The sequence below is a fragment of the Paenibacillus sp. J5 genome (genome assembly GCF_054955055.1).
In genome coordinates, this window is sequence record NZ_JBUEDD010000005.1 from 33,439 (window position 1) to 56,801 (window position 23,363).

Annotated in this window: 18 protein-coding genes and 1 other annotated feature; of the genes, 1 reads left to right on the forward strand and 17 read right to left on the reverse strand. The window is 55.4% G+C overall.

The annotated features are described in order from the left end of the window. The 13 genes from ACY1JZ_RS10270 to lspA form a co-directional block, all read right to left on the reverse strand. Positions 1–2,883 (reverse strand): ABC transporter permease, encoded by a 2,883-nt coding sequence (locus ACY1JZ_RS10270; RefSeq protein WP_462629101.1) that lies wholly within the window; start codon positions 2,881–2,883, stop codon positions 1–3. Between the two features lie 3 nt (positions 2,884–2,886). After that, positions 2,887–4,005 (reverse strand): efflux RND transporter periplasmic adaptor subunit, encoded by a 1,119-nt coding sequence (locus ACY1JZ_RS10275; protein WP_462629102.1) that lies wholly within the window; start codon positions 4,003–4,005, stop codon positions 2,887–2,889. Continuing rightward, positions 3,971–4,888 (reverse strand): ABC transporter ATP-binding protein, encoded by a 918-nt coding sequence (locus ACY1JZ_RS10280; RefSeq protein WP_462629103.1) that lies wholly within the window; start codon positions 4,886–4,888, stop codon positions 3,971–3,973. The genes ACY1JZ_RS10275 and ACY1JZ_RS10280 overlap by 35 nt, the downstream gene beginning before the upstream one ends. Before the next feature lie 287 nt (positions 4,889–5,175). Further along, positions 5,176–5,823, reverse strand: coding sequence for an orotate phosphoribosyltransferase (pyrE, locus tag ACY1JZ_RS10285; RefSeq protein ID WP_270172156.1), 648 nt, complete (start codon positions 5,821–5,823; stop codon positions 5,176–5,178). After that, a complete protein-coding gene (pyrF, locus tag ACY1JZ_RS10290; protein ID WP_270172157.1) occupies positions 5,820–6,566 on the reverse strand; it encodes an orotidine-5'-phosphate decarboxylase in 747 nt (248 codons plus the stop codon). Before pyrF ends, pyrE begins: the two co-directional genes overlap by 4 nt. Before the next feature lie 103 nt (positions 6,567–6,669). Further along, complete coding sequence (gene carB / locus ACY1JZ_RS10295) at positions 6,670–9,885, reverse strand: carbamoyl-phosphate synthase large subunit (protein WP_462629104.1); 3,216 nt, start codon at positions 9,883–9,885, stop codon at positions 6,670–6,672. Next, the gene (locus ACY1JZ_RS10300) at positions 9,872–11,017 is read right to left on the reverse strand and encodes a carbamoyl phosphate synthase small subunit (RefSeq protein WP_270172160.1); all 1,146 of its coding nucleotides are present in this window, start codon (positions 11,015–11,017) and stop codon (positions 9,872–9,874) included. The genes carB and ACY1JZ_RS10300 overlap by 14 nt, the downstream gene beginning before the upstream one ends. A 65-nt stretch (positions 11,018–11,082) precedes the next feature. Beyond that, on the reverse strand, positions 11,083–12,360 hold the full coding sequence (gene pyrC / locus ACY1JZ_RS10305) for a dihydroorotase (protein WP_270172161.1): 1,278 nt from the start codon (positions 12,358–12,360) through the stop codon (positions 11,083–11,085). Positions 12,361–12,381: 21 nt separating this feature from the next. Next, complete coding sequence (locus ACY1JZ_RS10310; RefSeq protein WP_270172163.1) at positions 12,382–13,281, reverse strand: aspartate carbamoyltransferase catalytic subunit; 900 nt, start codon at positions 13,279–13,281, stop codon at positions 12,382–12,384. Beyond that, on the reverse strand, positions 13,278–13,850 hold the full coding sequence (pyrR, locus tag ACY1JZ_RS10315) for a bifunctional pyr operon transcriptional regulator/uracil phosphoribosyltransferase PyrR (protein WP_270172164.1): 573 nt from the start codon (positions 13,848–13,850) through the stop codon (positions 13,278–13,280). The genes ACY1JZ_RS10310 and pyrR overlap by 4 nt, the downstream gene beginning before the upstream one ends. 464 nt (positions 13,851–14,314) lie before the next feature. Continuing rightward, positions 14,315–15,550, reverse strand: a complete 1,236-nt coding sequence (locus ACY1JZ_RS10320) for an LL-diaminopimelate aminotransferase (protein WP_270172165.1) — start codon at positions 15,548–15,550, stop codon at positions 14,315–14,317. 118 nt (positions 15,551–15,668) lie between these two features. After that, positions 15,669–16,613 (reverse strand): RluA family pseudouridine synthase, encoded by a 945-nt coding sequence (locus tag ACY1JZ_RS10325; RefSeq protein ID WP_270172166.1) that lies wholly within the window; start codon positions 16,611–16,613, stop codon positions 15,669–15,671. After that, positions 16,588–17,103: a signal peptidase II gene (lspA, locus tag ACY1JZ_RS10330; RefSeq protein WP_270172167.1), complete on the reverse strand. Its 516-nt coding sequence runs from the start codon at positions 17,101–17,103 to the stop codon at positions 16,588–16,590. Before lspA ends, ACY1JZ_RS10325 begins: the two co-directional genes overlap by 26 nt. Positions 17,104–17,437: 334 nt before the next feature. Between lspA and ACY1JZ_RS10335 the strand changes: the two genes are divergently transcribed. Continuing rightward, positions 17,438–18,163, forward strand: a complete 726-nt coding sequence (locus tag ACY1JZ_RS10335) for a TraR/DksA C4-type zinc finger protein (RefSeq protein WP_462629105.1) — start codon at positions 17,438–17,440, stop codon at positions 18,161–18,163. 78 nt (positions 18,164–18,241) lie between these two features. On the opposite strand, the gene ileS is transcribed toward ACY1JZ_RS10335, so the two are convergent. From ileS to ACY1JZ_RS10355, 4 genes are all read right to left on the reverse strand, one after another. Beyond that, on the reverse strand, positions 18,242–21,337 hold the full coding sequence (ileS, locus tag ACY1JZ_RS10340) for an isoleucine--tRNA ligase (protein ID WP_270172170.1): 3,096 nt from the start codon (positions 21,335–21,337) through the stop codon (positions 18,242–18,244). 78 nt (positions 21,338–21,415) lie between these two features. Then, positions 21,416–21,664 (reverse strand) — a binding site (T-box leader). A 59-nt stretch (positions 21,665–21,723) separates the two neighbouring features. After that, positions 21,724–22,218, reverse strand: a complete 495-nt coding sequence (locus ACY1JZ_RS10345) for a DivIVA domain-containing protein (RefSeq protein WP_270172172.1) — start codon at positions 22,216–22,218, stop codon at positions 21,724–21,726. Between the two features lie 93 nt (positions 22,219–22,311). Beyond that, positions 22,312–23,094, reverse strand: coding sequence for a YlmH family RNA-binding protein (locus ACY1JZ_RS10350; protein WP_462629106.1), 783 nt, complete (start codon positions 23,092–23,094; stop codon positions 22,312–22,314). Continuing rightward, entirely contained in the window at positions 23,091–23,357 is a 267-nt protein-coding gene (locus tag ACY1JZ_RS10355; protein ID WP_462629107.1) for a YggT family protein, read from the reverse strand. The genes ACY1JZ_RS10350 and ACY1JZ_RS10355 overlap by 4 nt, the downstream gene beginning before the upstream one ends. Positions 23,358–23,363 lie beyond the last annotated feature (6 nt).

A 23,363-nucleotide genomic window follows, 5' to 3' on the forward strand; every position in this document is an offset into this window, starting at 1 on the left:
TTACCGCTCCTCTCCCATTTTCACTGCCTGGTGGACACGCAGTCTGCGGATATGCAGGAACAGCATGGTCGCCCCGGTCAGCATCATAAAGGCTACAATATAATAAATCTGCATTGTATCCCTCATATCGAATACAATTCGGAACGGCGGCACTGAGGTCGCCACATTATCCGCCGTCTGCAGGAAGGGCAGGAACAGCACGCTGGCGATACGTCCGATCAAGATGCCCAAGCCGATCGACAAGCCGGCTGTGAATACCTGCTCCAGCAGCAGCATCCCGGTCAGTTGCCGCTTGGATAACCCCATCGCGCGCAGGACGCCGAATTGCACGACCCGACCTGACAGATTGAAGAACCAGTATAGGACATAGCCAGCCAGTGAGACGATAACGGACACCAGGAAGCCAAGACTCAGGATGCCGAACACCCCGCCGCGTGTCGGATGCTTCGCCTGGGTAGCCAGCTCGATGCGAACATCTTCGACAGATGCCAGTTCAATCCCTTTATCCAGCAAAATCTTAACGATCGGCGTTGTCTTCGCGCCGTCCTCCATCTTGAGCCATACCTTGTATGGCGTCATCGGCACCTGATCATAGATATAATCCAGATTCGCAATGATGAATGGCGTCTTATCCGGGTACTGACTCGGCCAGTACGGCAAAATACCGACAACCACGAATTCGATCACGCCATCCGACATTCCTGCCGATACAACATCCCCTTCCTTGAGCTGGAACTTCTTGGCGACACTAGAAGGGATAATTGCTGCATGCTCATACATTCCAAGCAGGTTCAAATATCGGTACGGATGCGCGGGGAACAGGTCATTGCGGAACCAGCCGACCTTGGCGAAGTCGACATTATCGATCCCCATCACATTACCCTGTCCGATAGAGCGGCCCGACACGACAATATTGGCTTTGGCATTAAGCACTCTCGCTGCCGCCTCTACCCCCGGCAATGTGCGGTATACCTCGAATGGCGGTTCTGTGTACAACATCTTGGCTGGCGCTGGCTTATTGTTGCCTCCGCCGCCCCCACCGCCTCCGCTATTTCCACCGCCGCCTCCAGAGCCTCCGCCAGGACTATTGGGATTGTTGCTTGGCGCCTTCTTCGGAATCTCCGGTGTTGCAGGCCATACCGATTCAATGACAACATCGGTTCCATATTGATATTGCACACGCTCCGTTGAGTTCAAGTCAATCGTCCGCGCTGCTGATGCATTGTACACCCCTAAGCCCAGCGTCAGAATGAGCAGGATCATAAGCGGATAGTAAGCTTTGGACGAACGAGATAACTGAGCCAGCGTCAGATAGAGCGGCACCGGCAGAAACTTCTTCCCAAGCCAGTTGAACAGCTTGAGCAGCCATGGGAATACCCTCAGGAAGAACAGTCCCATCGCAAAGATCGCCAAGGCCGGCACAAAGAACAAAAACGGCTGGACATTCAGTTGATCCGTGGTCATCCCCGTCTGGAATGAAATCATCTGCCGCTCATTGAACAGATACCAGCCATAGCCGGCAACTCCCATCAGCAGCACATCCAGGAACCAGCGCTGCCATCCAGGAGCACGGTCGGAGCGCGCAAGCTGCTGCTTGTAGTTGACGATGGAGGAACGGGCATAGATGATAGCTGGAATAACCGTTGCCAGAATCGCCAGCAGCACTGCGGAGCCACCTGCTATCCAGGCCTCCGTAGAGAACCCTACTGGAATCGACTTGCGATCCACAAACGTCAGAAATCCGTTCGCTGAGCCGATGCTCTTCGCCATAAACCAGCCGAGCATCGGCCCCGCAGCCATCGCGACCGCTCCCAGCATCAGCCCCTCCAGCAGATAGATCCATATAATCTGCCGTGTACCCGCGCCGCGGCTTCGCAGTACAGCGATGTCGCTACGCTGCTTGTCGAGCGATTGGCGGGCATTCATGGCGATGAAGTAGAAGACCATCGCCAGCATCGGTATAGCTAGCGTGAACAGCATCGTCTGCAGTTGCAGGCTTTGCCGCTTGAAATCGGACAAGATGGTCGCGAAGGAAATTTCGACCTTCGTGTTTTTGAGCATCTGGTACAGCTCAATATTGAGACGCTCCAATGTGCTCGTCAGCGGAGACAGTTGGCTGGTCTGAATCTCGCGCAGATCAAATGCATAATACCAGCTAGCCGTGTGAAGCGGCGCTTTGTATTTGGTCAACACGCCTTCGCGGAATGCCTTCTCGCCGAGCTGCAGGACATTCATCTGTCCTTCCAGTCCTTGGTACCAATAAGGATCGGTTTCATCCTTAGGTGTGAAGGCGCCCACAATTTTGATGCGCAGCTTCTGCCCGCTAACGGGGTACAAGATCACATCCCCGACATGGAGGTCGTTGCGATACATCCCTTCCTCTAAGATGACCGCCTCCAGAATGCCGCCTGCGTCGACTGCATCCTTGCTCACCCAGCGCCCCTGCGCGAGATCAGCCTTATCCTCCAGCCCATTGCTCGTGACAAGCGACATCTGGCGCTTGCGGCTTGCATCTACCTTGCTCGGATCCTCAGGCGTCACATCGCTGCCGCGAACGCCCAGCATTCCAACGTAGGTCTGATAAGGAAAGTTGATCTGCTTTGGAACCTGTTCCTTTATGTACGTCTGAACGGTGTCCAGCGAAGCCAGATCAGTGGCCTCTCCTCCAGACGCCTGATACCTCATCAGTAATGAGCCGGCCGGAAGCCCTGTACTATTCTCCTTTAGCGAGGTAGCCACAACACGCTTCAGGGCGCCATCGGCATACATCGGAATACTTGTTGCGAAGGCGACCGCAAGTATTAGACCCGCCAACGTACTAATCGTCAGCCAGCGTGTGTTCCACATCTTGCGGAACAAAAATCGAAATAGCGGCACTCCCATAGTTTATTTACCTACAACTTTCTGCCCCGGCTTCAACCCTTCCAGAATTTCAATCTCTGTGGGTGTTTGCTGCCCAACGGCGACATCGACCTCTCGTTTGCCGTCCTTATCGACCACCTGCACATACGTCCGCGACCCGATCGTTCGCAACGCGGAAGGCGGGATGACGATCGCATTTTCCTTGCGGTTCGTAATAATACTGATCGATAATGGCGTACCGCGGTTCAATCCCTCCGGCATTTTATCCAGCTCGACGATCAAGAAGTTCTCAGGCTTCTCCGAATTGTTGTTCGGATTGCCGGAATTATTATTGCCGTCCTCCTGCTTCATCGGGAACTGCTTGACTTTGCCCTTATGCTTGCCGGCATTGTTGATGTCCACCTCGACCGGCATGCCAATGGCCACTTGCGTCAGCTTATCCTTCGACACATTAGCAGCAACGACCAGGTTCGACGTGTCCGCAATGACCGCTATCGGATCATAGGATTTGATCGTGTCGCCCTTTTTTACATTGACCGAGATAACCGTTCCCGCAAACGGCGCAGTCAGCACCGCCTTGGCAATGTCGGCCTCCTTGTCCAGGATCGTCTGCCGTGCCTGTTCAAATACGATGCTCGCTTCCTCGAACTCGATCTCGGTGATCTCGTCACGCTTGCGCAGCGTCTCCTTCATCTGAATCTCTTGTGAACGGAACTTCAGCTTATCTGAGCGCAGCTCCTTCACCATCGACTCGACGTCCAGCTCAGCAATGACTTGACCGGCCTTGACATTGTCTCCAGGCTTGACACTGATGCTCTTGAGCTTCTTGCCGTCGAGCGTGAAGGACAGTGTCTCCTCCTGCACGGACAGCAGCTTGCCGCTGCCTGTTACGGATGATACCAGGTTTTTGGTCGTCACTGTATATTCCGGCTTCTTGGAGATCTGCGGCGGGTTAATAACCGGCAGCACCTCCTCCTCTTCCTCAGCAGGCAACAGGGAGCAGCCGCTGGTTACTGCAAGCGACGCGCCAAGCAGCACGATCAGCGCCCGCTTCATCCATCTGGAACGCGCGGATGGCTTAATGTTCATATCAGGTTCATTATTATAGTTAGACGAATCTTCCGTCCACCATCTCATAGACATGGTCAGCAACCTCCAAAATCGTAGGATCATGCGTTGTCATACAAATCGAAACGCCTTCGGTCTCAATAATATTGCGAAATACGCTCATCACTTGCGCCGACATATTGGAATCCAGCTCCGCCGTCGGCTCGTCAGCCAATATCAGTCGCGGTCTATGGGCAATCGCCTTGGCAATCGCCACACGCTGCTGCTCGCCCCCGGACAGCTCGAACGGACGATGGTGCATCCGCTTGGCCAAGCCGACCAGCTCCATCACCTCGGTTACCCGCGGCTTCCATTGCGCCTTCGGCACCTTGGCCATTCGCAGCGACAGCTCGACATTCTCATAAGCGGACAGCAGCGGCATCAGCGCGAACGCCTGGAAGATAAAGCCCATATCCTGCCTACGCACCACCGTCCGCTTATTGTCGCTCAGCTTATGAAAGGGCATACCGTTAAACCAGATTTCCCCTTTTGTCGGCTGATCCAGACCACCCAGCATATTCAGCAGCGTCGTCTTTCCTGAGCCTGACCGGCCGCGAAGCATAACCAACTGCTGGTGCTGCACCTGCATATGTATCTCCTTCAAAACATGTAACGGCTTCCCGCCCACCTGAAACGTGCGAACGACTTCCTTAACCTCCATCAGCGGCCCCTCCGGCACAGGCCGTGGCGCCACGAAAGCCTTGCTGCCCTCCTCAGGCTGCTGCTTCAGGCTGGCTTGCTTCTTGAGAGTTGGGGTTTTCTTCTGATTGAGCGATTCGGGAGACGTATCCTGCCCTGGCTCAGCAGTTGCAGCGACTTCGGAAGCCAAGTCTGCTTCGCCCTCACGGATCGCACCCTGTCCCTCCTTGTCGGCAACAGCCGTTGCGACGCCTTGCTTGTCTTTTCTCCACCATTTCATTGTGAACTCATTGACCTCCCTTCCTATTCCAAGCGCAGGCGGGTATCTCTATACCGCCGGCCTCTACTTCTGCCATCTTAGACTTGCTGGTGCTCTGATGATTCGGATCGACAACTGCCAAGCATTAGAATCATTAGAGTTTTTTCATGTACTCAAATATAGACGGCGTACTCCGACAAAAAGTTACGTTATTTGGATGTAAAAATTATAAAGATTACCTTAAGAAATCAATAGATCAAAAAAAGCGCAGCCCTAACAAATCTGTCAGGCCGCGCCTTGAAGTCATATTATATGCCGAATGATTGTGGGTCCTCACGCCATGACTGCAGCAGCGCCACCTCGTTAGCCTGAATATAGCCCAGCTCCAACGCTGCCTCGACGAGCGCCGTGTAATTGGATAGTGTCGTCAGCGGAATGCCCGCCTCGCGGAAGCCTTCCTCTGCACGGGACAACTGATAGGTGAAGATCGCCAGCACGCCCCGCACCTCGCCGCCCGCATCCTTCACAGCCAGCGCAGCCTTGATCGAGCTGCCTCCAGTTGAGATCAGATCCTCGATGACGACAACCTTTTGTCCTGCCTCCAGCTTGCCCTCGATTTGATTCTGCTTGCCGTGCCCCTTCGCCTTGTCGCGAATATAGATCATCGGCAGACCCAGCTTCTGCGCCACCCACGCCGCATGCGGGATACCTGCCGTAGCCGTACCGGCAATGACCTGCGCATCCGGGTACTGCTGCTTGATCAGCGAGGCGAAGCCCTCTGCCACCAGCTCGCGAATGGCCGGATAGGACATCGTCAGCCGATTGTCACAGTAGATTGGAGACTTGATGCCGGACGTCCAAGTGAAGGGCTCATTAGGCCGTAGCGCCACCGCCTTGATGTCCAGCAGACTTTTGGCGATTTCCTTAGGCAGCTCTGCAATTGCAATTGTACTCATTGGATCAGCTCCTCTATAATTTGTTCGAATGCCGCTCGCGGCTCTGCCGCCGCTGTAATCGGCCTTCCAATCACCATGTAATCGGTTCCGGCGTCGAGCGCCTGCCGCGGGGTCATGATCCTGCTCTGGTCACCCAGCTCCGCCCCGGCAGGCCGGATGCCTGGCGTAACCGTCTTGAATGCGGCGCCGCATGCCTGCTTGATTAGCTGCGTCTCCTGCGGCGATGCCACAACACCATCCAGGCCAGCCTGCTGTGTCAGCCTCGCATAGCGCTCCACGGCCTGCTCGACGGCTCCTTGAATGCCGATCTCCGTGTTCATTACCTGCTGCGATGTGCTGGTCAACTGCGTAACCGCGATAATGAGCGGGCGGGAGCTGCTGCTCGTGCCAGACAACGCCTGCGCCACCCCTTCTGCAGCCGCCTCCATCATCTTGACGCCGCCTGCCGCATGCACATTGAACATATCGACGCCCAGCCTGGCGATGCTGCCCGCTCCCCCCTTGACCGTGTTCGGGATGTCATGCATCTTCAAATCCAGAAACACACGATAGCCACGAGCCTTGAGATTGTCGATAAATGCCGGGCCTGCAGCATAATACAACTGCATGCCCACTTTAATATAGCACGGGATGCCTTCCAGTTGCTTCAGCAGCCCTTCCGCATGGGACGCCTCTGGATAATCGAGTGCCACCATAATTCGCCCTGCCGCTTCGTCGCGCGTTACACGCTGATGTTCCGCCATATGCGATCCCCTCCATCATGATTACATAGCAGGGCGGCCTGCCAGCCGTCCTGCTCCGGGTGCACGCCCCGGAGCAGACAGCCGAGAGGCCGCTCCCATTCCATTACTTCTGCAGCACCGGCATTGCGCGGGATGAGAAGTTGATTGTCTCCAGCATATTCAGCAGCGCGCGCACGGTATCCAGCGATGTCATACATACAACACCGTTCTCGACCGCTTCGCGGCGAATACGGAACCCATCACGCTCTGGCAGCTTGCCCTTGGTCAGCGTATTGACCACAAAATGCGCCTGGCCGCCGCGAATCAGATCGAGGATGTTCGGCGTGCCCTCGCTCAGCTTGTTGACGCGAGTGACGCGCATGCCGGCTTCCTCCAGCGCCTTCGCCGTGCCGCCTGTAGCGATAATGTTATAACCCAACTGGTAGAAGCCCTGCAGCAGCTCGATCGCTTCTTCCTTGTCCTTGTCCGCAACGGTAGCGATGATGCCGCCTGTAGTCGGAATTTTCATACCGGCGCCGATCAGCCCTTTGTACAGAGCTTTCGCATACTGTACATCACGGCCCATAACCTCGCCTGTCGATTTCATCTCCGGTGTAAGTGTAGGGTCTACCCGGCGCAGCTTCGCGAAGGAGAATACCGGCACCTTGACCGATACATACTCGTCTTCCTGCCACAGCCCGTCCACATAGCCCAGGTCAGCCAGCTTCGTTCCCAGGATCGCCTTGGTCGCCAGGTTCGCCATCGGAATGTTCGTTACCTTGCTCAGGAACGGAACCGTGCGCGAGGAACGCGGGTTAACCTCGATGACGTACACCTGCTCCTGATGGATGACGAACTGGATATTGACCAGACCGACAACCTTCAGCGCTTTGGCAATGTTAATCGTAATGTCCACGATCTGATCCTTAATCTCCTGGGACAGCGATTGTGGCGGATAGACCGCAATCGAGTCGCCAGAGTGAACGCCTGCACGCTCGACATGCTCCATGATGCCCGGGATCAGCACCGTCTCGCCGTCGCAGATCGCGTCGACTTCCGCTTCCTTACCAAGCATGTAACGGTCAATCAGCACCGGATGCTCAGGGTTGATCTTCACCGCTTGCTCCATGTAGCTCAGCAATTCCTGGTCGGAGTAGACAATCTCCATTGCACGACCGCCCAGAACGTAGGACGGGCGCACCAGCACCGGGTAGCCAAGTCCGCTTGCCGTCTCGACCGCTTCGGAGACCGAGATGACCGTCTTGCCCTCAGGCTGAGCGATGCTCAGACTGCGCAGCAGCGCCTCGAACTTCTTGCGATCCTCAGCCGTGTCGATAGACTCCAGGCTGGAGCCCAGAATGTTCACACCTGCGCGGCTCAACGGTGCTGCAAGGTTAATTGCAGTCTGTCCGCCGAATTGCACGATAACCCCAATCGGCTTCTCCTGCTCGATGACGTTCATGACATCCTCGAAGAACAGCGGCTCAAAATACAACCGGTCAGAGGTATTGAAGTCCGTGGAGACAGTCTCCGGGTTGTTATTGATGATGACAGCTTCATAGCCTGCATTCTGGATCGCCCATACGGCATGCACAGTCGAATAGTCGAACTCGATGCCCTGACCGATGCGGATCGGCCCGGAGCCAAGCACGAGCACCTTCTCCTTGCTCGTCTCAATCACTTCGTTCTCAGTCTCATAGGTCGAGTAGTAGTAAGGCGTAGTCGCCTCGAACTCCGCCGCACATGTATCGACCATTTTGTATACCGGGCGCATATTTTGCTCCTGACGGTATACACGCACATCCGCCTCAGAGGTATAAGCCGCACCTGGCTGTCCTTCCTGACGCAGCTCGGCAATCGCGCGGTCAGTGAAGCCTTTGCGTTTGGCCTGATGCAGCAGCTCCGGTGTCAGCGCTTCGCGGCGCAGCTCGTCTTCGAAGCGAACGATCCCTTCGATCTTGTCCAGGAACCACCAGTCGATGCTGGTCAGATCCTGAATCTGCTGCAGGCTCCAGCCGCGGCGGAACGCTTCTGCCACCAGGAACATCCGCTCATCATCCGGCTTTTGCAGGCGGGTAGACAGCACGGCATCATCCAGCTCCACCGCTTCCTTCAGATGCAGGCGATGCGCACCAATCTCCAGCGAGCGAACCGCCTTATGAATCGATTCCTCGAAGGTGCGGCCGATCGCCATCACCTCACCGGTCGCTTTCATCTGTGTTCCCAGCTTGCGGTTGGCCGAGGTGAACTTGTCGAACGGCCAGCGTGGAATCTTCGAGACGATATAGTCAAGTGTAGGCTCGAAGCAAGCATAGGTTTGTCCGGTCACCGGGTTGACAATCTCGTCCAGCGTATAGCCGATTGCAATCTTTGCGGCCATCTTCGCAATCGGATAGCCGGTTGCCTTGGACGCCAGCGCCGACGAGCGGCTAACCCGCGGATTGACTTCAATGACATAGTATTGGTAGCTTTGCGGGTCCAAAGCGAATTGTACGTTACAGCCGCCCTCGATGTTCAACGCGCGGATGATCTTCAGCGATGCGGAGCGCAGCATCTGATATTCACGATCCGACAGCGTCTGGCTCGGCGCAACTACGATGCTGTCGCCGGTATGGACGCCAACCGGGTCAAAGTTCTCCATGTTGCACACGACGATACAGTTGTCTGCCGCGTCGCGCATGACTTCATATTCGACTTCCTTCATACCGGCAATGCTCTTCTCGATCAGACATTGGCCGATCGGGCTGTAGCGAATACCGGATGCGACGATCTCCACCAGCTCTTCCTCGCTGGAGCAGATGCCGCCGCCTGTACCACCCAGCGTGTACGCCGGACGAACGATGATCGGATATCCGATCTCATTCGCGAAGTCGACCGCCTCTTCTACTGTCGTTACAATGACGCTCTCTGGAACGGGCTGCTCCAGCTCGCGCATCAGGTCACGGAACAGGTCGCGGTCCTCCGCTTTTTCGATTGCTGTCAGTTGCGTGCCGAGCAGCTTCACGTTCTCCCGCTCCAGCACGCCTGCGCGCGCCAGCTCGACCGCCATGTTCAGACCCGTCTGACCGCCCAGCGTCGGCAGCAGCCCATCCGGGCGCTCCTGACGAATAATCTGGGAGACGAAATCCAATGTGATCGGCTCGATGTACACTTTGTCAGCCATGTTCGTGTCTGTCATAATAGTGGCCGGGTTGCTGTTGATCAGTACAACCTCCATGCCCTCTTCCTTCAGAGCTTGGCAGGCCTGGGTTCCGGCATAGTCAAATTCTGCTGCCTGGCCGATGACGATCGGTCCGGAGCCGATGACGAGAATTTTTTTGAGTTCATTATTTTTGGGCATATTGAAGTTCTCCTTTCAGCGTCTCCGACAGCTCCGCCTGGCGCGGCTTCTTAGGGTTGTTGAGCTTATGCTCACGAATCATGTCGAGGAACTCGTCAAACAAGTAGCTGGAGTCATACGGTCCTGGAGCCGCCTCCGGGTGATACTGCACGGTAAAGGCAGGGTGCACCTTGTGCTTCAACCCTTCAATCGTGCGGTCATTGTTGTTGATATGAGTAACGGACAGCTCCGTGCCTGCGATTGAGTCATCGAGCACAGTGTAGCCGTGATTTTGCGATGTAATGAAGCAACGGTTGCCTGCCAGCTCCTTCACAGGGTGGTTGCCGCCGCGATGGCCGAATTTCAGCTTGGTTGTGTCGGCGCCACAGGCGAGTGCGAACAACTGATGTCCCAGGCAGATGCCGAAGATCGGATATTCGCCCAGCAGTTGCTTGATCGTCTCGACAGCATGCGGTACATCCTTAGGGTCCCCAGGGCCGTTCGACAACTGGATGCCATCTGGATTCAGACGGCGAATCTGCTCAGCCGTCGTATCATGCGGCACAACGACCACATCACAGCCGCGCTTGGTCAGCTCGCGCAGGATGCCGCTCTTCGCGCCGAAGTCCATCAGCACGATCCGCTCCTTGTCGCCAGGGCTGGAGAACACATGCTTCGTCGATGTCCGGGCCACCTGATCGCGCATAAGCGGCGAGGCATTCAGCCGCTCCTTCAGCTCATCGACGCTCTGACTGCCTGTTGTGAGGATGCCCTTCATTGTGCCGTAGTGGCGCAAGATACGAGTCAGCATGCGGGTGTCAATATCACTGATGCCCGGAATGCCATATTCCTTCAGCAGTTGATCCAGCGAATACTGAGCGCGCCAGTTGCTCGGCACCGGCTCATGGCGGCGCACGACAAAGCCGTGAATGTAAGGGCGAACAGCCTCGAAGTCATCGCGGTTGATGCCGTAGTTCCCAATGAGTGGGTAGGTCATCGTCACGATCTGCCCGCAGTAGGACGGGTCCGACAGAACCTCCTGATAGCCTGTAATACCTGTATTAAATACAACCTCGCCGGTTGTTTCCGCCTCTGCACCAAAGGATTGGCCCGTAAACAAGGTTCCGTCCTCTAACAACAATCTTGCTTGCACCACATATCACTCTCCTAGTTAGCGTAACTTCACGTTCCGTATATCTTTCATTCTCGCTGGCCGACTTATTCGGACCAGACGACAGCTCCATCGACTACAGTCATAACAGGCCAGCCTTGCAGCTTCCAGCCGCCAAACGGCGTATTTTTGCCTTTGGACACAAAGCTCTGCGGGTCCACCTCACGCTCTCCATCCAGATCGATGATAGTCAGATCGGCAGGCGCTCCTGCCTCCAGACGTCCCGACTCCAGACCGAATACGCGCGCCGGGTCTTCGGTCATCCGTTGCAGCAGAAAGCCAAGCGTCCACTTGCCTGTGCGAACAAACTTGGTGTACAGCAACGGGAAAGCCGTCTCGAAGCCAGTAATCCCGAATGGCGCAAGCTGCATCCCCTTTGCCTTCTCCTCTGCGCTGTGCGGCGCATGATCGGTGACGACCATATCGAGCGTGCCATCCTCCAGCCCCTCAATGACGGCCTGTACATCACGCGGGGAGCGCAGCGGCGGATTCATCTTCCAGTTCGCATCCAGCCCCGGAATATCCTCATCCGACAAGATCAGGTGATGCGGGCACACCTCAGCAGTTACCTTAACTCCAATCTGCTTCGCCAGACGGATCAGCCGTACCGATTGCTCGGTGCTGACATGGCACACATGATAATGAACCCCTGTTGCCTCAGCAAGCAGCACATCGCGACCGACATGAATGGCCTCCGATTCGTTCGGGATGCCCTTCAGCCCATGCTCGCGGGCGAACTTGCCATCCGTCACCGCTGCGCCAACCACGAGCGAATCATCCTCGCAGTGAGCGATGATCGGCATGCCCAGCGACTTCGCCAGCGCCATTGCATCCTTCATCATCTGCGCGTTCTGTACGCCCACGCCGTCATCCGTGAAGCCGATCGCGCCTGCTTCCTTCAAGGCAGCGAAGTCCGTCAGCTCGCGGCCCAGCTCATTCTTCGTAATGGCTGCATACGGCAGCACCTTGACCGCGCCCTTGGCTTGCGCTTTATCCAGAATGTAGCGGATGGTCTCCGGCGTATCCGTTACCGGCCGGGTATTTGGCATGCAGGCAATCGTTGTGAAGCCGCCCTTGGCTGCTGCCAGCGTGCCGGTCTCAATATCCTCTTTATATTCAAAGCCCGGATCGCGCAGGTGAACATGCATATCGATGAGTCCAGCCGATACCAGCTTTCCTGCAGCATCGATTACCTCGGCGCTCCCTGTATCGGGAAGCTCAGTCGCCAGCTCGGCAATTCGCTTATTCTCCATGCGGATGTGGCGGGTTTCCAGTTCATTCGTTTCCTTGTTCCATACTTTTCCATTCACAATCCATAAAGACATCGCAGCCATTTCCCCTCTCTATTATTGAAGCGATCTTTCAATGACCGCCATGCGGATCGGTACCCCATGTTGCATTTGGGTGAAAATTCTCGATTGCGGGTGCTCCACCAGTTCATCATCAATCTCCACATTGCGGTTGACTGGAGCAGGATGCATGATGATCGCATGCGGCGCAATCGTGGCTGCCCGCGCTGCAGTCAGTCCGAACTGCTCACGGTAATCCTCTGCCGACTTGATCATGCCGCTCTCATGTCGCTCCAGTTGAACGCGCAGCATCATGATGACATCGGCCTTGAGCGCCTCCTCGATCGGCACAACCGGGGCATCCAGCTCCGGCGCCGTCATGTTCGGCGGTGCGCAGAATACGACCTTCGCACCGAATTTCGTGAGGGCGTACAGATTCGAGCGCGCCACGCGGCTGTGCAGGATGTCTCCTACGATCGCGACCGTCAGTCCCTTCAGCTCGCCGAACTGCTTGCGCATCGTGTACATATCCAGGAGCGCCTGAGTCGGATGCTCGTTGTTGCCGTCGCCGGCATTAATGAGCGGCACCTTGATCTTCTCTGCCAGCTCGCCGAGCACGCCACTCGGCTTGAGGCGGATCACCCCGGCATCGATCCCCATCGATTCCAGTGTACGAACCGTATCATAGATCGACTCGCCCTTCTGCACGCTGGAGACTGCTGCCGAGAAGTTCAGCACCTCGGCGCCCAGACGCTTCTCCGCCACCTCGAACGAGAAGCGCGTCCGCGTGCTGTTCTCGAAGAACATGTTCGCGACAAACTTGCCGGCTGCTGCCTGACCCACCTTCTCCGGACGATTCTCCCAGTATGAAGCGCGGTCCAGAATTGCTTCGATCTCCTCTCGTCCAAGCTCCTTCAAGCCCAACAAGCTTCTTTGGCGTACTTGCGTCACGGTCATCCGGCTTGCCCCCTCTGATGTATAATGATCACGTTGTCTGTATCATCTATCTCTGTCAGTGCAACCTCGATCTGCTCCAGCTTCGAGGTCGGCACATTCTTGCCTACATAATCGGGCCTTATCGGCAGCTCCCGATGTCCTCTGTCCACCAGCACCGCAAGCTGAATCAACTGCGGGCGGCCGCGATCCATCAGTGCGTCCATAGCCGCTCGGATGGTGCGTCCAGTGTACAGCACATCGTCGAACAGAATGACCTTCTTATCCTGTATCGATACCGGCTGTCCATCCTTCGCCAGAGAAGCTGCCGCCTCCTGGCCCGCTACCTGGCGCCGCCCGCTCTCCCGGTCATCGCGATAGGACGTGATGTCCAGCTCGCCGACCTCAACCGGCTTGCCTTCGATCTCCTCTACACGCTCTGCGATCCGCTGAGCGAGGAAGATGCCGCGCGTGCGGATGCCGACGAACAAGCAATCATCGATACCTCTATTTTTCTCGACAATCTCGTGCGCAATCCGTGTCAGCGCTCGTCTTATGGCGGTCTCGTCCATGATGACATGCTTTTCTTCCATTTCCGGTATTGCCTCCTTCAGCCGTACTGTACGCTCTGTGTCGCCAGCCTTCATGCCGAATATACAATGTCCATCACAAAAAACTCCTTGCAGCGGGCGCAAGGAGTTAACGGTTCAGAAATAGAGCCTCTCGCAATGGCACAATCTGTCATCAAGCCGCAGCTTGGCAGAATTGTGGAAGCGAATAAGCCATCCAACCTGTCACGTTACCTTGACAGCCTCACGGGACTGCATTTAAAGGTACAACTATTCGATTAGAAAGAATTATCCCACGTTCGACATAAGATGTCAAGAGCACCCGTCCGATTTCCCCCTATGGACTCATAGACCCATAGACACAATACAGAGCCCTGAACGTGAACACCCCGCCAGACAAGCGGATACGGCTGCCACCGTCCTTGACGGCTAAGCTTCGTTTCGCGCGTCCCCTCTCGTCTGGCGGGGTGAGTTCGAATCATAAAAAATTACAAGCTTAACTTGCGAATGCGGTCAACCGCCCTCTCCGTATTCTCGCGGCTGCCGAACGCCGTCAGACGGAAATAGCCCTGCCCGCTCTGACCGAAGCCTACACCTGGCGTTCCGACAATATGCGCCTCAGACAGCAGCTTGTCAAAGAACGACCAGGAATCCATCCCCTGTGGCGTTCTGAGCCAGATGTATGGAGCATTCACACCGCCGAACACCTCCAGCCCGATCGATTGCAGCCCTTCACGGATGATAGCCGCATTGGTCATGTAATAATCGACGAGCTCAGCGATCTGCTGCTTGCCTTCCTCTGAATAGATGGCTGCGGCGCCGCGCTGGGTGACATAAGACACACCGTTAAATTTCGTAGTATGCCGGCGATTCCACAGATCGTTCACCAGCAGCGTATTGCCGTTCTCGTCCAGCGCCTTCAGCTCACGCGGCACCACGGTATAGGCGCAGCGAACCCCGGTGAAGCCTGCCGTTTTGGAGAAGCTGCGGAACTCAATCGCCACCTCGCGCGCACCCTCGATCTCGTAGATGCTGTGCGGCACGTCCTCCTCGCGGATGAACGCTTCATAAGCCGAATCATACAGGATGATGCTGTTATTCGCTCTGGCATACTCTACCCACTGCTTCAGCTCTTCCTTCGTCAGCGTCATACCTGTCGGATTGTTCGGATAGCACAGATAGATCAGATCTGCTCTGCGCGCAGGCAGGCTTGGCTTGAACTCGTTCTCGGCGCTGCATGGCAGGTAGACGATATTCTCATATTGGTTCGTCTCCTTATTGAACTTGCCCGAGCGACCCGCCATGACATTGGTATCCACATAGACAGGATAGACGGGGTCCTGAACAGCGACGATCGAATCCTGACTGAAGATTTCCTGAATGTTGCCTACATCGCATTTGGAGCCGTCGCTCACAAACACTTCATTGGGCTGAATGTCAATTCCACGGGATTTGTAGTCGCCTTCGATGATGGCATTAATGAGGAAGTCATAGCCTTGCTCCGGGCCGTAGCCGCGGAATGAGCCTGGCTGTGTCAGCTCGTCTACCGCCTCATGCATCGCGTTGACCACGGCCTGTGGCAGACCCAGGGTCACATCGCCGATGCCCAGACTAATAATCTGCGCCTCAGGATTTTCTTGCATAAATTTCGTTCTGCGTTTAGCTATTTCGGAGAACAAGTAGCTTCCCTGCAGCTCTGTATAATAATGATTTATTTTCGCCATCGTTATCACCCTTCTCGATCAATCTGAACTCTCTATAGAATATCCTTTTTCGAGGGGTTAAATTAATGAACGATTTAGCGAAAAGTTTGTACTATTCGACGCTCCCGGCAATTAAACCTTACAACGTGCGTAAGACATGAAGCTCATGAGCCATATCGTCAGGGATGGGACGCTCAAATTCCATATATTGGCCGGTACGCGGATGAGTGAAGCCGAGCACCGCTGCGTGCAGCGCCTGTCCTTTGAGAGCGATCGTCTTGCTTCGCCCATACACAGGATCACCTGCGAGCGGATGACCGATATATTTCATATGTACACGTATCTGATGCGTTCTGCCTGTCTCCAACTGCAGCTCCATCAACGTGTAGCCCGTCAGCCGCTCCAGCACAATAAAGTGGGTGATGGCCTCCTTGCTCCCTCGACTGGTGACGGTGAATAGCTTGCGATCATGGGGATCGCGTCCAATCGGGGCATCCACGGTTCCTTGATCATGAGAGACATTGCCATGAACGAGCGCCACATATTTGCGTGTCACCGTGTGTGCCTTCAACTGCTCGGCAAGCGAATGGTGAGCAGCGTCATTCTTGGCCGCCATCAGCAGCCCCGAGGTGTCCTTATCGATCCGGTGGACAATGCCCGGACGCAGCTCGCCATTAATCCCTGACAGGTCGCGGCAATGATGCATAAGAGCGTTCACCACCGTGCCTGATGCATGTCCAGGGGCCGGATGAACGACCATGCCGCGCGGCTTGTTGATGACGATGACATCGCTATCCTCATAGACCACCTCAAGCTCGATCGCCTCCGGTATGATTTCGACCGGCACCGCCTCAGGAATGACGAGCTGCACCTGATCGCCTGCAGCCAGCTTCACATTGGGCTTCACAGCACGCCTATTTACGGTTACATGCCCCTGCTTAATCCATTCCTGCACCTGGGTTCGAGAGACCTCCTCGCCGGCGCGCTCTGCGACATACTTGTCCAGCCGCTCGCCTGCATCCTCCTGCTCGGCTACCCATTCCTGCACGTCATTCTCATCATTGTATCGATTGCTCGTTTCCATTGTTCCCTTCCTTCTCCCTCTTGCTTTCTTCCCTCATCGTCAAGATCGTGTCGAGCAAGATCAGCCCTACCCCGATTACGATGCCCATGTCCGCAACATTAAAGATCGGGAACATGTAGCTACCAAAATTGAATTGCAAAAAATCGACCACCTCGCCATACAGCGCGCGATCAAGAAAGTTGCCTACCGCTCCTCCAAGCACGAGCCCAAGCGCAACAAGCAGCAGCGGCTTGCCCGACCTGCGGTTCATGTACATATAGACGATAATCCCGAGTACGACCGCGCAAGTGATAATAAGGAAGAACGTTCTTTGCCCTTGCAAGATTCCAAAGGCGGCTCCTTTGTTCCGATGGGAAGTAATCAGAAAGAAATCACCAATGACGCTGATTTTATCCCCTAATTGCATCTGAGTGGCGATAGCCTTCTTCGTTACATAATCAACAATGAACACCGCTAACGCAATCAAATAATACACATATAGCTTTCTCATCATTTCCCCTCCGGCATAGCGATTCCCCCAAAATGATCAAGTCATTGCAGCCAAGGCCGCGTTATGACCTGCCATATCGAGCCAATAGTCATTGCGAACATTGTAACACAACTTCGCTGTTCATCACCAGCAGGCTCCAAGCTGCGGCTATCGACGTGTATGGCGTCATAAGCTCAGCTCACGCTGCTGAATCTTGCTCACCTTGCAGCGCCGCTTTGCAGTCAGCTTGCAAGCAGCAATATAAGGATGGAACAACCTTCGTTATAATCATGCGATTTGGCGAACACTACAGACAGTCTTCATCATCTGTATTACGAAGGAGTTGACTATCCCGATGCGCATCATAACGACACAGCAATGCGAGGCATTACGCCAGTTGCTCCTGCACGATAAGCAGGAGCTGGAGAGCCGCCTGCTTACGAATGAACACTATGGACTGGCCGAGTCGTTGAAGGATTCAACCGGAGAGCTATCCCCGATTGACAACCATCCGGCTGACGTCGCCACCGAGATGTATGAACGGGGCAAGGATATTGCCCTGCATGAACAAGACGAGCTGCATCTGGAGCGAATCGAGGCAGCGCTGCAAGCGATGGACGAGGGGCGCTATGGCACCTGCATCACCTGCGGCGAGCCGATCCCTTATGAACGTCTGGAGGCGCTCCCCGACACTCTGTACTGCACCGAGCATGCGCCGCGGCAGTTCGTCTCTGATGCTCGCCCGGTGGAGGAGCAGTATCTGGCTCCCCCATTCGGCCGCTCCAGCATGGACGAGCGAGACGACTACAATGGCTTCGACGGCGAAGATGCCTGGCAGATTGTCGAGCAATGGGGCAATTCCGACTCCCCTGCAATGGCGGAGCACCCAAGCGGCGATTATGATCAGCTCGGCATTGAGGCCGATGAGAACGACGGCTTCGTCGAGCCGCTGGAGAGCTTCCTTGCCACTGACATTACAGGCAATCATAAAGCGTTCTATCGCAATCATCACTACCGCGACTATTGTGATGCTGGAGAAGGCGATGTCACGCTGGAGTTTGCCAGCGAGGATGACTTCTGATCCGTGCACGGACAACAAGGCTCCCGCCAAGCTACGCTCTAACAAGCGTTGCAGCCGCGGGAGCCTTATTTATCAATGCTACTCGATCGCGATGCCGATCATGCGGTCGCCGGCCTGCGCCTGTTCCATCCCAGCAGCTTCGCCATAAGCGATCGATGTAACAAGCACATTGTCGCGCAGCACATGCTCGAAGGCTTGTGCCGCTGCCAGCAGCTCATCATCCAACTTCAATGTGAGCGCGACGCGCTTCTCGATCGGCAGATCGAGCTTTTTGCGTGTATCCTGCACCGCACGGATAATCTCGCGCACCCAGCCCTCCTGCACGAGCTCCGGCGTAATATCCGTATTCAGCGCTACCGTCATCTGATAACCGGACGCGGAGGCGAAGCCGGACTTGGCTTGCTTCTCCACCAGCAGCTCGTCAACGCCAATCTGCAGCGCCTCTCCCTCTGCCGTCGTGAAGCTGAAGGAGCCGGTACGGACGATTGCCGAGGTTTCACTCGCGCTTAGCCCTTTCAGATAGCTCTGGATCGGCCCAACCTGCTTGCCATACTTCTTGCCTGCCAGCTTCAAGTTCAGCTTGAGTACGAAGTCAACGAACCCATTGTCATCATTTTGCACCGTAATCGCCTTGACATTGATCTCATCCTTAATGATCTCCTCATACTCCTCCAGAAGGAAGGCACGGTCAAGCGACACGATGAGCTCGGAGAGCGGCTGTCTCGTCTTGACTCCCGTCTCGTTGCGCACATTGCGCGCCAGCTCAACGATCTGCTGAGCGGTCTCCATGTCACGCTCCAGCGCTTCATCAATTGCCGCCTCGTCGGCTGACGGATAATCTGCCAGATGGACGCTTGCGCCTCCGCCCAGATTCATATAGATCTCATCGGCAATCAGCGGCGTATATGGCGCCATCAGCCTGGAGAGCGTCAGCAGCACCTCACGCAGCGTCTGATAGGCGTGAACCTTGTCTTCGCCCAGGCCGCTGCCCCAGAAGCGGTCGCGGGAACGGCGGATATACCAGTTGCTCAGCTCATCGACGAATACCTCGATGGCCTTGGCTGAATTAAGGAAATCATTGGCCTCCAGCCCCTTGCTTACCTGCTTGATGAGCGTATTCAGTCGGGAGAGAATCCAGCGGTCTAGCTTCGCTGTCGAGCGTACTGGCGCATGCTGCGACGGATCGAAGCCGTCGATCGAAGCATACAGCACATAGAATGCATGGGTATTGACCAGCGTATCGATTACCTTCGATTTGGCTTCGCCGACGATGCCGCGCGAGAACCGCTTGCTGCTCCACGGCGCACTGTCAGCCAGCAGCGCCCAGCGGAAGGCATCGGTGCCGTACTCATTAATGATCTCCCACGGATCGATAACGTTGCCCTTCGACTTCGACATCTTCTGGCCATTCTCATCCAGAATATGACCGGTCGAGATGACTGCCTTATACGGCGCCTTGCCGTTATACAGCGTCGATACAGCCAGCAGACTATAGAACCAGCCGCGCGTCTGGTCAATCCCTTCACAGATCATATCCGCCGGGTATTGCTGCTCGAACGTTTCCTTATTCTCGAATGGATAATGATGCTGAGCGAACGGCATCGAGCCGCTGTCAAACCAGACATCGATCACCTCGGAGGTTCGATTCATTACGCCGCCCTCGCAGTGCGGGCAGTGCAATTGAACATCATCCACATACGGCTTATGCAGCTCCAGATCAGCGGTAACCTGGCCGATGGCACGGCTGCGCATATCCTCTGCGCTATGCGGAGCGTATTCCCCCTTGCAATCCGTACATACCCAGACGTTAAGCGGCGTGCCCCAATAGCGGTTACGGCTGATATTCCAGTCCACAAGATCCTCCAGGAACTTGCCGAAGCGGCCATCCTTAATATGCGGCGGATACCATTCCACGGTATTGTTATTGGCGATCAGTTGATCCTTCACCGCCGTCGTCTCGATGAACCAGCTCTCCATCGCATAGTAGATCAGCGGCGACTTGCAACGCCAGCAGAACGGATAGCTATGCTCGTAGCGCTCCTTGCTGAACAGCAGCTTGCGCTCGCTCAGCATCTTCACAATGTCAATATCGAGCTGCCCGTCCTTGACAAACCTTCCCGCAAAATCAGTCACAGCCTCGGTATACTTGCCTGCGCTATCGACAACACTAAGCATCCCAATCTTATGCTGGCGAGCCGCCTTGTAGTCATCGTCACCGTGCGCAGGCGCGATGTGGACGATCCCTGTACCGCTCGAATCGGTGACAAAATCAGCGCTGATGACGACATGTCCGCCCTCGACAGTCGCATACTGGAATGGAGGCTCGTAAGCCAGCCCAGCGAGCTCAGCGCCCTTGAGCGAGCCGATGACCTCATACCCCTCCTTCATCACGCTCTCAACCAGATTCTCCGCTACAATGTATGTCTCCCCGTCCTTGCGCACCTCGTTGTATACCAGCTCAGGATGGACAGCCAGCGCCACGTTGGCCGGCAGCGTCCATGGGGTTGTCGTCCATGCCAGAATCGAAGCGTCCCGATCCTTCAGTCGGAATTTCACCGTCGCGCTCAGATCCTTGACATCCTCATAGCCCTGTGCCACCTCATGTGAGCTAAGCGTGGTCTGACAGCACGGACAGTACGGGCTGACCCGATGACCGCGGTAGAGCCGTCCCTCGCCATGCAGCTTGGAGAGAATATGCCAGATGCTCTCGATATAATGGTTGTCGAGTGTGATGTAAGGGTTCTCCATGTCTGTCCAGTAACCGATGGCCTCGGTCAGCTCGCGCCATTGCTTCTCATACTCGAACACGCTCGCCTTGCATTGCTTCACAAACTTCTCGACGCCGTATTTCTCAATCTCCTGCTTGCCGGAGATACCTAGCTGCTTCTCAACGCCTAGCTCTACCGGCAAGCCATGTGTATCCCAGCCCGCCTTACGAACAACCCGATAGCCCGACATCGTCTTGTAGCGACCGATAAAGTCCTTGATGACACGACCGAGCACATGGCCGATATGCGGCGCGCCATTGGCAGTCGGCGGCCCATCATAGAACACAAAGTTCGGGCGACCTGCGCGGTTTTCGATCGATTTGCGAAAGGTATCCTCTCGTTTCCATTGCTCCAGCACCTTCAGCTCGCGGCTGCGCGCTTTTTCCTTGACATCTACACGATTCATTAGCGTTCTACTCCCTTAACTTAGGTTGAGGAGCCGACCAATCTATAGCCCCCTTGAAAACAAAAAAAGCCACATCCCAAAAGGGACGAGGCCTGCTCGCGTTACCACCCTGTTTCCGATTCCGCTTGCTTGCGGATCGGCACCTTCATCATGGACAATCATCCATGTTCCCTGTAACGGGGGATACCGGCAGTGCTTACTACCTTGCAGGTTCGGCACAGCTTCTCGGAGAGGATCTTCCGCGGCGGCTTGATCATCGGCTCTCAGCGTGTACCGACTCTCTGGAGATCAATTCAGCAGCATACTTGTTCTCGTCATAGAAATTGAAGCTTATTATTATATTATTTATACTCTGACAGCGATCAATTGTCAACCCGCCCTAGCCTTTATTCCGCTGTGTTGGCTGCCGCCTCGCGATGGCTAGACTCCAGCGCATCCCAGCTCTCCTGACCTAGCAGATCAAGCTGCGCCTCGACAAGTGTGCGAAACCGGGCACGGTAGATGGACGCCTGCTTCTTCAGCTCCTCCACCTCGAGCGCAACCTTGCGTGACTTGGCCAGCGAATCGTTAATGATTCGGTCGGCATTTTTCTCCGCTTCTTTAAGGATTAGCTGCGCTTCCTTCTTCGCATTATGCTTAACCTCATCCGCTGCTTCCTGGGCAACGATAATCGTCTTGGAGAGCGTCTCCTCAATCGTGGCAAAATGGTTCAGCTTCTCCTGAAGCGATAGGACCTGATTTTGCAGCTCCTTGTTCTCGCGGATGACCGTCTCATAATCCTTGATCACCTGATCCAGGAACTCATTCACTTCATCTTCATCGTATCCGCGCAGTCTGCGCCCAAATTCTTTATTATGTATGTCCAATGGCGTCAACGGCATTGGCGCACCTCCTAATGAAATGACGATTGACCTGCTACTGTACGTGCTGTACGGTTTGAATTCGCCGCCCTCGGGCCAAATTCCTGCACGGCATTAAATAAATTTGCCCGCTCGCACCCGAATCCGGCCTTTCTTCGTTATTCCGTCCACCTCCAGCAGCTTGAACCGCCCCAGACCTTGTATCGACACCACATCGCCAGCTTTGAGCTGCTGCGAGGGGTCTTCCGTCTGCTTCCAGTTCACACGGCAGCGCCCCGCGCGGATCGGATCGACGATCTTCGCCCGACTTATCCGGTACACATCGCTGCAGATGCCATCCAGTCGCATCGAAGCGACCGTGAAGCTCATCTCCTCCAGATGCTGCTGTGCCGTGCGCAGCCTCTCCAGCGGCAACAGCTCGGTGAGCACCTGCACACGATGTACCTGTCTTAGATGCACATCCATATAGTCGGCAATCTCCTGCGCCACGAGCGCATGACAGCCATCCTCATGAACATGAATATCCCCAATTCGGTCGCGTTTCATACCCAATCCAAGTATCGCGCCCATATAATCGCCATGATCCAGCTCGGCCAGCGTTCGGTCAACAGAATAGACCGACAGCACGACGATTGCTGCCGGTTCATGCTCCAGCGGGAGATAATCCGGCGCTATAATTGCCCTGCGCCGCTCCGCTTCAGGATACCCGCCATCCAGCCTCAGCGCCACATCCGCATGACGGTTCACCAGCGTGCTCAGGATGTGCGCCTGCCGCGGATCGAGAAAATCCGTCCGCTTCAGCTCATGGTACCTCCCCGCCTGCTGGGTCCACTCCCAGGCACGATCTACGAATGCGCGTTCATCAGGGTGAAAATGCTCATAAAACTCCGGTCTCATAGGCCAGGAGCGATAAACCGGATGACAGCAATCAGCCCCATTGCTACGAAGCGAAGCGCGAAGATCGCCACGATCGGGGATATATCCAGCATTCCACCAATAGGCGGAATGAATCGTCTGAAGATCGACAGATATGGCTCAACCAGCTTACCCAGAAATTGACCGATGAAGCTTTCACGGACATTCGGGAGCCAGGAGAGCAAGACATAACCAATAATCATAAATGTGTAGATCGAATGCAGTGTATCAATTAAATTTTCCACGTAAAT

Bases quoted from the DNA above. Each gene is read 5' to 3' on its own strand.
- ACY1JZ_RS10270 (WP_462629101.1), bottom strand. From the start codon at position 2,883: ATGGGAGTGCCGCTATTTCGATTTTTGTTCCGCAAGATGTGGAACACA.
- ACY1JZ_RS10275 (WP_462629102.1), bottom strand. From the start codon at position 4,005: ATGTCTATGAGATGGTGGACGGAAGATTCGTCTAACTATAATAATGAA.
- ACY1JZ_RS10280 (WP_462629103.1), bottom strand. From the start codon at position 4,888: ATGAAATGGTGGAGAAAAGACAAGCAAGGCGTCGCAACGGCTGTTGCC.
- pyrE (WP_270172156.1), bottom strand. From the start codon at position 5,823: ATGAGTACAATTGCAATTGCAGAGCTGCCTAAGGAAATCGCCAAAAGT.
- pyrF (WP_270172157.1), bottom strand. From the start codon at position 6,566: ATGGCGGAACATCAGCGTGTAACGCGCGACGAAGCGGCAGGGCGAATT.
- carB (WP_462629104.1), bottom strand. From the start codon at position 9,885: ATGCCCAAAAATAATGAACTCAAAAAAATTCTCGTCATCGGCTCCGGA.
- pyrC (WP_270172161.1), bottom strand. From the start codon at position 12,360: ATGTCTTTATGGATTGTGAATGGAAAAGTATGGAACAAGGAAACGAAT.
- ACY1JZ_RS10310 (WP_270172163.1), bottom strand. From the start codon at position 13,281: ATGACCGTGACGCAAGTACGCCAAAGAAGCTTGTTGGGCTTGAAGGAG.
- pyrR (WP_270172164.1), bottom strand. From the start codon at position 13,850: ATGGAAGAAAAGCATGTCATCATGGACGAGACCGCCATAAGACGAGCG.
- ACY1JZ_RS10320 (WP_270172165.1), bottom strand. From the start codon at position 15,550: ATGGCGAAAATAAATCATTATTATACAGAGCTGCAGGGAAGCTACTTG.
- ACY1JZ_RS10325 (WP_270172166.1), bottom strand. From the start codon at position 16,613: ATGGAAACGAGCAATCGATACAATGATGAGAATGACGTGCAGGAATGG.
- lspA (WP_270172167.1), bottom strand. From the start codon at position 17,103: ATGAGAAAGCTATATGTGTATTATTTGATTGCGTTAGCGGTGTTCATT.
- ACY1JZ_RS10335 (WP_462629105.1), top strand. From the start codon at position 17,438: ATGCGCATCATAACGACACAGCAATGCGAGGCATTACGCCAGTTGCTC.
- ileS (WP_270172170.1), bottom strand. From the start codon at position 21,337: ATGAATCGTGTAGATGTCAAGGAAAAAGCGCGCAGCCGCGAGCTGAAG.
- ACY1JZ_RS10345 (WP_270172172.1), bottom strand. From the start codon at position 22,218: ATGCCGTTGACGCCATTGGACATACATAATAAAGAATTTGGGCGCAGA.
- ACY1JZ_RS10350 (WP_462629106.1), bottom strand. From the start codon at position 23,094: ATGAGACCGGAGTTTTATGAGCATTTTCACCCTGATGAACGCGCATTC.